The 6,917-nt window shown below is 62.2% G+C and carries 6 protein-coding genes; 2 read left to right on the top strand and 4 right to left on the bottom strand.

Annotated features, from left to right (window positions below; translation table 11 throughout):
- The coding region (locus BGN95_RS06765; RefSeq protein ID WP_286772053.1) for a hypothetical protein at window positions 1-315 on the bottom strand (315 nt) is incomplete at its 3' end.
- Between the two features lie 152 nt (window positions 316-467).
- On the opposite strand from BGN95_RS06765, the gene BGN95_RS06760 reads away from it, so the two are divergent.
- Both BGN95_RS06760 and BGN95_RS06755 read left to right on the top strand, forming a co-directional pair.
- Window positions 468-692, top strand: a complete 225-nt coding sequence (locus BGN95_RS06760) for a hypothetical protein (protein ID WP_286772052.1) — start codon at window positions 468-470, stop codon at window positions 690-692.
- 39 nt (window positions 693-731) lie between these two features.
- Window positions 732-1,985 carry a hypothetical protein gene (locus tag BGN95_RS06755; RefSeq protein ID WP_286772051.1) on the top strand — a complete coding sequence of 418 codons (1,254 nt, stop codon included), beginning with the start codon at window positions 732-734 and terminating at the stop codon, window positions 1,983-1,985.
- A 418-nt stretch (window positions 1,986-2,403) separates the two neighbouring features.
- On the opposite strand, the gene BGN95_RS06750 is transcribed toward BGN95_RS06755, so the two are convergent.
- From BGN95_RS06750 to BGN95_RS06740, 3 genes are all read right to left on the bottom strand, one after another.
- Entirely contained in the window at window positions 2,404-3,048 is a 645-nt protein-coding gene (locus tag BGN95_RS06750; RefSeq protein ID WP_286772050.1) for a BON domain-containing protein, read from the bottom strand.
- 9 nt (window positions 3,049-3,057) lie between these two features.
- A complete protein-coding gene (locus BGN95_RS06745) occupies window positions 3,058-3,828 on the bottom strand; it encodes a sensor histidine kinase (protein ID WP_286772049.1) in 771 nt (256 codons plus the stop codon).
- Between the two features lie 457 nt (window positions 3,829-4,285).
- Window positions 4,286-6,838: an ATP-binding protein gene (locus tag BGN95_RS06740; protein WP_286772048.1), complete on the bottom strand. Its 2,553-nt coding sequence runs from the start codon at window positions 6,836-6,838 to the stop codon at window positions 4,286-4,288.
- Window positions 6,839-6,917: the final 79 nt, after the last annotated feature.

The raw sequence follows: 6,917 nt of genomic DNA, 5'->3' as shown, positions 1-6,917 counted from the left end.
TATTGTCGTGCGTCGGCCGCCGCTCGCACCAAAAAGCAGACTGGCCGGTTTCGAGAAGGGATATCGCGGGCCGGAACGGCAGAAATTGGGCGCGAAGCCGCCTGTCGAACGAGCAGGGTGCCCGCTCGATATCGCTGCCGCTATATCCCGGTTGGCCCTGTCCACCAGACGCCCGGCGAGGCGGAACAATTTGGCGTAGCGCCGGCGGGAAATCCGCAGGTCGTGTCCGGCCCGGCCGGTACGGTCGAGCTTGTCATGCCGGAAGCTGGATCTGCCGAGTGATTTGCCGATCAGTCTATCCAGCTCGTCAATCATCGCGTCGAGCGCATCGGGATCGTCGCCTTCGGGCAGCGTGTCGTGCAGGGACAGGTGCGCGAGTTCCCGCGCCTTTGCGATCTACCGCTCCGCGCCAACCGGCTCGTGGAAGGTCGCTGGCATCGACGACCAGCCAACGCGCGCCGAATCGATTGGCCGACGACCTCGGCGAGCGATGCCTTGAGGCCCTCTGCCTGTTCGGGGGGAAACGCGTCGCGAATCAGCTTCGCCACGGTCTCCGGCGTCTCGCGCCGCCGCAACGTGGCGAACAGTTCCGCTATGACATCGGTATCCGGGATCGCCGCAAGTCTAACTTCGTCTCGACCGGAGGCGAAGTCGTTTGCCGGACCTATGTGCCTGGAATGCTGATCAAGTGATGGGATGTTGCGCAGGCGGCATATCCACAGGCTATACGGTTGACGATGCAAGACGAATCCTCTTCCGGTCCGTCGCAGGGGAGGTTCAGCCCGCGCCGCTTCGCGTTCCTCGCCCTGCTCTGGCTGACGATCGGGGCATTCGCCGGCTTCATCGTCGCCGGCACCGCCAGCCTGATCCCTAACGCGTGGATACCGTTCGGGATCGTCGGCTTTATCGTCGCCGGCTTCGCCTTGAGCGGCCTGCTCGTGCGCCGCGTGACACGCGGCATGGCGCGGATCGTGAAACCGGCGCAGGGCGGCCTGCCACCCGGCCGGCGCGTGTTGGCGCGGGTCGACAAGCTCCGCGAGGCGGGGCTGACGGTGGCGAACTTCGACCACCTGTTCCTCTTCACCCTCACCGTCTTTCCCCCTGAAGAGGCTCCTCCCTACGAAACGACGATCCGCCAGTTCATCACCATGGGGGAGCTGCCGAACTTCCACACCGGCCGCTTCCTGGTGTTCGTCGAGGACCCGGCAAGCCCGGGCTACGGGCTGATCGAGAAGGAGCCGCCAGAGGACTGGCAGCGGAAGGCCGACGCGCCGCCCGAGGGCTACAGAACGCAGAAAGCCGCCAGATCTTATCCCGACAGGGGCGTACGGCTGCTCGGGCTCGGAGGCGATCGCCCCCCCGCAATGTCTCCGGCGCGGCTGGCAATCAATATCGTCACGATGCTGGCGTTTCTCGCGTTCGGCTTCCTCGCGCCCTTCGCGCTGGTGACGGGGGGCATCGAGACGGTGACGACCTTCTTCGAAGACCTGCCCAAGACGCTCACCGGGCGGAACGAAGGGAATTTCGATCGCGACAAGCTCCGCAAGGCCTATGATCGCGCGGTGACCTATGCGGGCGATCGCCCCGTCGAAACGATCCGCATCTACAGGGATTATGTGAAGCTGACAGTCGCCAACCCGTCGCAGGCCAACGCTTATGACGATGTGACGCTACGCGGCGCGATTTCCGACTCCCGGCCGGACGGGGCGAGCTACGCGATCAGGCCGGATGAGACCTTCCGCGCCTCGGAAACGAATTTCGCCATGCTCGACCATGCGCTGGTCGACGCGTCGCTCCACGGCGACCGGAAGAAGCTGATTTATATCGGCTTCCGCACGCGATCGATCCCGGACGTGGGGAGAGGCACGGATGACCGCGCGACAACGGGCAACAGGAAATCCATCGTCGTGACGGTCGGGTTCGACGGGGATTACGGATCGACCTCCCGGACATATGACGCCGAAACGGGGCGGTTCCTGGATTGAAGGGATGCGCGGGATGGTCCGGATCTGGCTTGCCACACTGGCGCTTCCGTTCGCCGGCTCTAGTGGGAACGTCTGGCCCTGACGGAAGCGGTCGTCGCGCATTGCGAAGCTGCCAGTCGGCAGCCGACCCAAAGCACGAACCCGCTGCGCGGGATGTTCGCTTGGGGTCGGAGCCGCGGCGTCAGTTCATCGGGATCAACGTCAGATTTCCTACCGCGTTCTCCCGGAAGCGGTGAGACAAGCGCTGCCGATTCTTGCCGATTTCATACATTCGACCACCATATCGCCCCAAAATGTCAGTACGACTCCCGCCTCCTTCCGTCGGGCAGCTTTTGAAATAATGCCCCGCCGGCTGAATCTTATTAATATTGCGTTGCAAGCCTGTGCCATGAAGTGGCCCCAACGCTCCCACGGGCGCTCAACCAAGTTCGATGCAATCCTCGACACGTGTGACGCCCGGCGCACTACGCACCGCCGCCACGGCAACCTCGCGCTCGCGCGCACTCGCGAGCTGACCGGCAAGCCGGACGGTGCTACCGTCGATGTCGATTAGGATCCGTTCCGCTTCAGCTTCGGCCGCCTGTTGAAGTGCGATCACGACGCGCCCCCGAATATCGATGATAGAGGGCATTCCGTTGACATGAACCAGAATGTTTACCCCGGTCACGCCGCGCACGCGCGCCGCGGCAGTTCGCGCTGCCTCACGCTGATATTCCCACTCGACATTGCCGCTCAACGTGACACGACCGTGCTCGATCGTAGCCGTAAGGGTGTGCGAGGGAACGTTGGCGTCAAGCTCGAGCATCTTATAAACGCGTTCGAGAACGGCCTCGTCGGTAGCATCAGGATCATTGCTGACAACGATACCGTCAAAAACGCCACAAACGCCGGACGCGCGGCGCGCAGCTTTTTCGGCGGCGAGCTTGGCAGCATAATTGGTGACTGTTCCTGACAGCACCGCAACACCATCCTGGACCACGGCATGAACCGCGGTGTGATCGACGGTGGGATCCCCGTCGAGCTCGTTACGGACATTGCGGAGCGATTGGGCATCATCATGCATAGTCTGCTCCTACGAGTTTGGTGCCGCGGGGTCAGGGGGAAGCACCGGAAGCGCAAGAGCGACCACCGTTCCGCTGCCAGGACGGCTGGAGATTCGCAGGCGGGCATCCGCCTCGCGGGCAAAGCAGCGCAGCTGACGAACGCCGCCGCCATGCGGCCCCACTGGCAATTCATGCAGCGACCCAAGTAGGCGGCGCAACTCTTCACGCGCAATGCCGCGTCCGGTATCTGCGACAAAAATCCATACCCGCATTCCAATTCGCCGAGCACGCAATGTGATTGTGCCGGCTTCCATAGTGGCGACGCGTGCATTCGAGACGAGTTCAAGCAGGATGTGGTCGAACCGTGCCGGGCGGCAACGTATGAACGTTGGCGGCACGGACGCATCGATACGAAGCATTGCACGTTTGCCGGCAAGCGTCTGAAGCAATGGGCGCAACTTCGCGATCCGCGTTCCAAGCTCACATCGTTCTTCCGGCGCCGGCTTGAAGGATGTCGCGAGCAGCTCGCTAGCGATTCCGCTGCCGCGTATTGCCGCGTCCTGGATCGCCTCTACAATCCTGGCGCGCTGGTCGGGAGCAATCGAATCGCCGAGCATGTGACTGCCCGAGGTGATTACGGCGAGCAATCCGCGCAGATCGTGAAGCCGCTCGCGCGAAGTGGGCGCCGCTTCGGCAATGTCGGAGCTCCGCAAGCTCATCATCGCCTCGGAAGCAGGGCACGTTCGCAGGACGGTGCAACGCACCAAATATTCATGGCGGCGATAGCGTTCCGTGAACATCGGGCTTGTTCAAGCCCCAGTAACAGGCGGCGAGCGGCGCACTTCGGTACCTCTGCCACGGCAACGCGCGAGCCCAGAGTGCCGTCGGTCACAATCAGGTGGAGGGGGCGTCGCCCCGATACCTCGGACATCTGCCTGAATCCCAGAGCAAGCCAAGCCAGAGGCCTCTTGCTCGATCGGCTCGCTATTGTTGCGGCATCAATGTTCACCGGTCGACGCATCACCTCCCTCCCAGGTCGGCACGAACATAAAATGATGTGCTGCGCTATTTGACGAAATATCGCACTACGCAGAGCTACGGATGCAATTGCCGGGCAGCTCTCAAAAAGCGTCGGCAGCCGAGGACGCTTTGCGGCAATCATCGCGAGATAGTCCGTTTTGATTCCGCATGTCCCTAATGCGTGAAAAGGACAATTCCATCGCCGGTAAACGGCGATCAAAAGCTCGGCTTCCGATACTAGCTGCTGCCTTGTTGTGCAAAGACAGGCAGCGTCATGTAAAAGACCGTTCCGCCGCCAGAGGCCGGTTCAGCGCGCAGCTTGCCGCCATGGGCTTCGACGATATCCCGACAGAGCGGCAGGCCGATACCCATGCCTCTCGGCTTCGTCGTGACGAAAGGCGTGAAGAGATCAGCTGCTATCGCCGGATCGATGCCTGAACCTGTATCGGCGACGCTGATCGATATGAGGCCGTGCCCCTGCGAATGCGCTTCCACCCGGATTTCGCGGTGAGTAGAATTTTCCATTGCTTCGCGCGCATTGCGCACGAGATTGACAAGCACCTGTTCGATCTGGACCTTGTCGACGAACACCCGCGGCAATTCGTTCGCTATGTCCAGATGGAGCGCAATATGACCTTTGGGAACCCCCGCAAGACCAAGGCGGATCGCATCATCAATTATCGGCCGGAGGTTTTCAGCGCGGCGCTCTGTCGGGCCTGATTTCACAAAGTCCCGCAGACGGCGGATGATCGCGCCTGCGAGCTGAACGTGCCGGCTGATCTCACCGGCTACATCGCGCGCAAGCGTTGCGGTCTCGGGCTCGCTCGCATCGAGCAATTGTTTCAGACCATCCGCATAGCCGCCGATCACCGTCAGCGGGTGATTGATCTCATGCGCAAGGCCGGACACGATCTGGCCCATCTCATAGAGCCGCGCAGTGTGGGCGAGCTCATCGCGCATCAACTGCAGGCGTTCCTCATTCTGCCGCCGGTCGGTTTCGCGTCGTAGCCGCGACAGGGCGACATTGGCCTCGATCCTCGCCACCAGCTCACGCGCGGTGAAAGGCTTGACGAGATAATCATCGGCACCCGCGGCGAACCCTTCTACGCGCGCTTCTTCCCCCGCTCGCGCGGACAGCATGAGAAATGGAATGGAGGCGATCGCCGGGTCCGAACGGATTGCACGCAACAGGGCGAAGCCGTCGAGTTGCGGCATCATGACGTCGCTAAGGATGAGATCGGGCGGGTTTAGACGAGCTGCGGCTAGCGCAGCTTCTCCGTCAACCACCGTCTCGACGACAAAACCGGCGTCGCACAGCAAACGGTTCAGATAGGCGCGCATATCGGCATTATCGTCAGCGACGATGATCCGAGTTTCTCCCACCCACGGGGCGAAACCGTGACGGGCAAGAGGGGCAGCGGAAGTCCGATGTAAATTCGAGGTGATCGCCCCATTGTCTGGCAACGAGTGAAGCGCCTCGGTGACATAGGCGTTAGCGCCACTGGCACTCGATATATGCGTTGCCCCAACACCGATGTGTTCGGGCTCGATATGATCCGTTCCGAACGGAAGCGTGACCGTGAACGTGGTGCCTTCGTTGATCCGACTCTCCACATCGATCGTGCCGCCATGCAGGCGCACAAGCTCCCTGACCAGCGCAAGGCCGATCCCCGACCCTTCGTGGCTGCGCCCGCGGCGATCCTCGGCACGGCGGAATCGATCGAAGATATGCGGCAGCACGTCCGCTGGGATCCCAATCCCGCTATCGCTGACAACCAGCTTCGCCGCGCCATCGTTCGCGGTCAGCCGGATGGAAACGCTTCCTTCAAGCGTGAACTTGAACGCGTTCGAAAGCAGGTTGAGGACAATCTTTTCCCACATGTCGCGATCAACATGGACAGGCGCCGGCAGCGGCTGGCAATCGACGCTGAAGCCGAGATGGGCCTTCTCCATCGCCGCGCGGAAGCTACTGGCGAGGTCGGCGGTCAGCGCCGCGAGATCGAGGGGTTCATAGACCGCCTGCATTCGGCTCGCCTCAATGCGGGCAAAATCGAGCAGGCTGTTCACCAGCTTCAGCATTCGCTGGCCGTTTCGCTGAAGCAGCAAGAGGCGCTGTCGCTGACGGGGGCCGAGCGGTTCCGCGTTGTCCGCCAGCGCATCGGTAGCAGGCCCGAGCATCAGTGTAAGCGGCGTGCGAAATTCATGGCTGATGTTGCTGAAGAATTGCGTTTTCAGCTGGTCGAGCTGGGCGAGTTCCTCGCGTTGGCGCCGAACCTCCGTCTCGAGCCGGCGCTGCTCCGTGACGTCTCTGCCTTCGCAGACCAGGAACAGCACGATACCGTCGCGGTCGGTAACGGGTGCTATATCGAAATCGATCGTGATCAGCTCCGTTCCGCCACGGCCGTAAACCTCGACGTCGTAGCGAATGAACGCGCCACCGGCCGCGTGGGCGATCGCCGCGCGCAGCTCCGATCTGGTTGCTTCGGTCGTCTGCCACCAGCTTGCTTCCCAGAACGGGCGTCCATGTACATCCGATCGGGTCATGCCGCCCCCCTCAAGGGCGGCGTGGTTCACATCCCACATCGTCCCTTGCGGGTCGAGTAGCGCGCAGAACTGGTACATGGTGTTGAGCGTTACGCGTGAGAGCAGCAGGCGCATCAGGTCGGACTCGTGGCCACGCGAGGCCTTCTTCAGTTCTCGCGCCAGCCATTCGGCGTCCGCTTGCACGCCATTGGGCCCGCCCTCAATGCGCCTCACCACCTCCAGTTGCATCCATTGAGCGCCGTCCATGCCGCGATCCTAGGCAGGACGCTCCATACCGCAGGCGCCTGCCGGTTTAGTCATTCGACGCCAAGCTTACCAAACGGGC

Origin of the sequence: Sphingomonas sp. 66-10, from assembly GCF_001897045.1 — a bacterium.
Lineage (GTDB): Bacteria > Pseudomonadota > Alphaproteobacteria > Sphingomonadales > Sphingomonadaceae > Sphingomonas > Sphingomonas lycopersici.
This window is presented reverse-complemented; position numbering and strand designations above follow the sequence as displayed.

Bases quoted from the DNA above. Each gene is read 5' to 3' on its own strand.
- BGN95_RS06750 (WP_286772050.1), bottom strand. From the start codon at position 3,048: ATGCATGATGATGCCCAATCGCTCCGCAATGTCCGTAACGAGCTCGAC.
- BGN95_RS06745 (WP_286772049.1), bottom strand. From the start codon at position 3,828: ATGTTCACGGAACGCTATCGCCGCCATGAATATTTGGTGCGTTGCACC.
- BGN95_RS06740 (WP_286772048.1), bottom strand. From the start codon at position 6,838: ATGGACGGCGCTCAATGGATGCAACTGGAGGTGGTGAGGCGCATTGAG.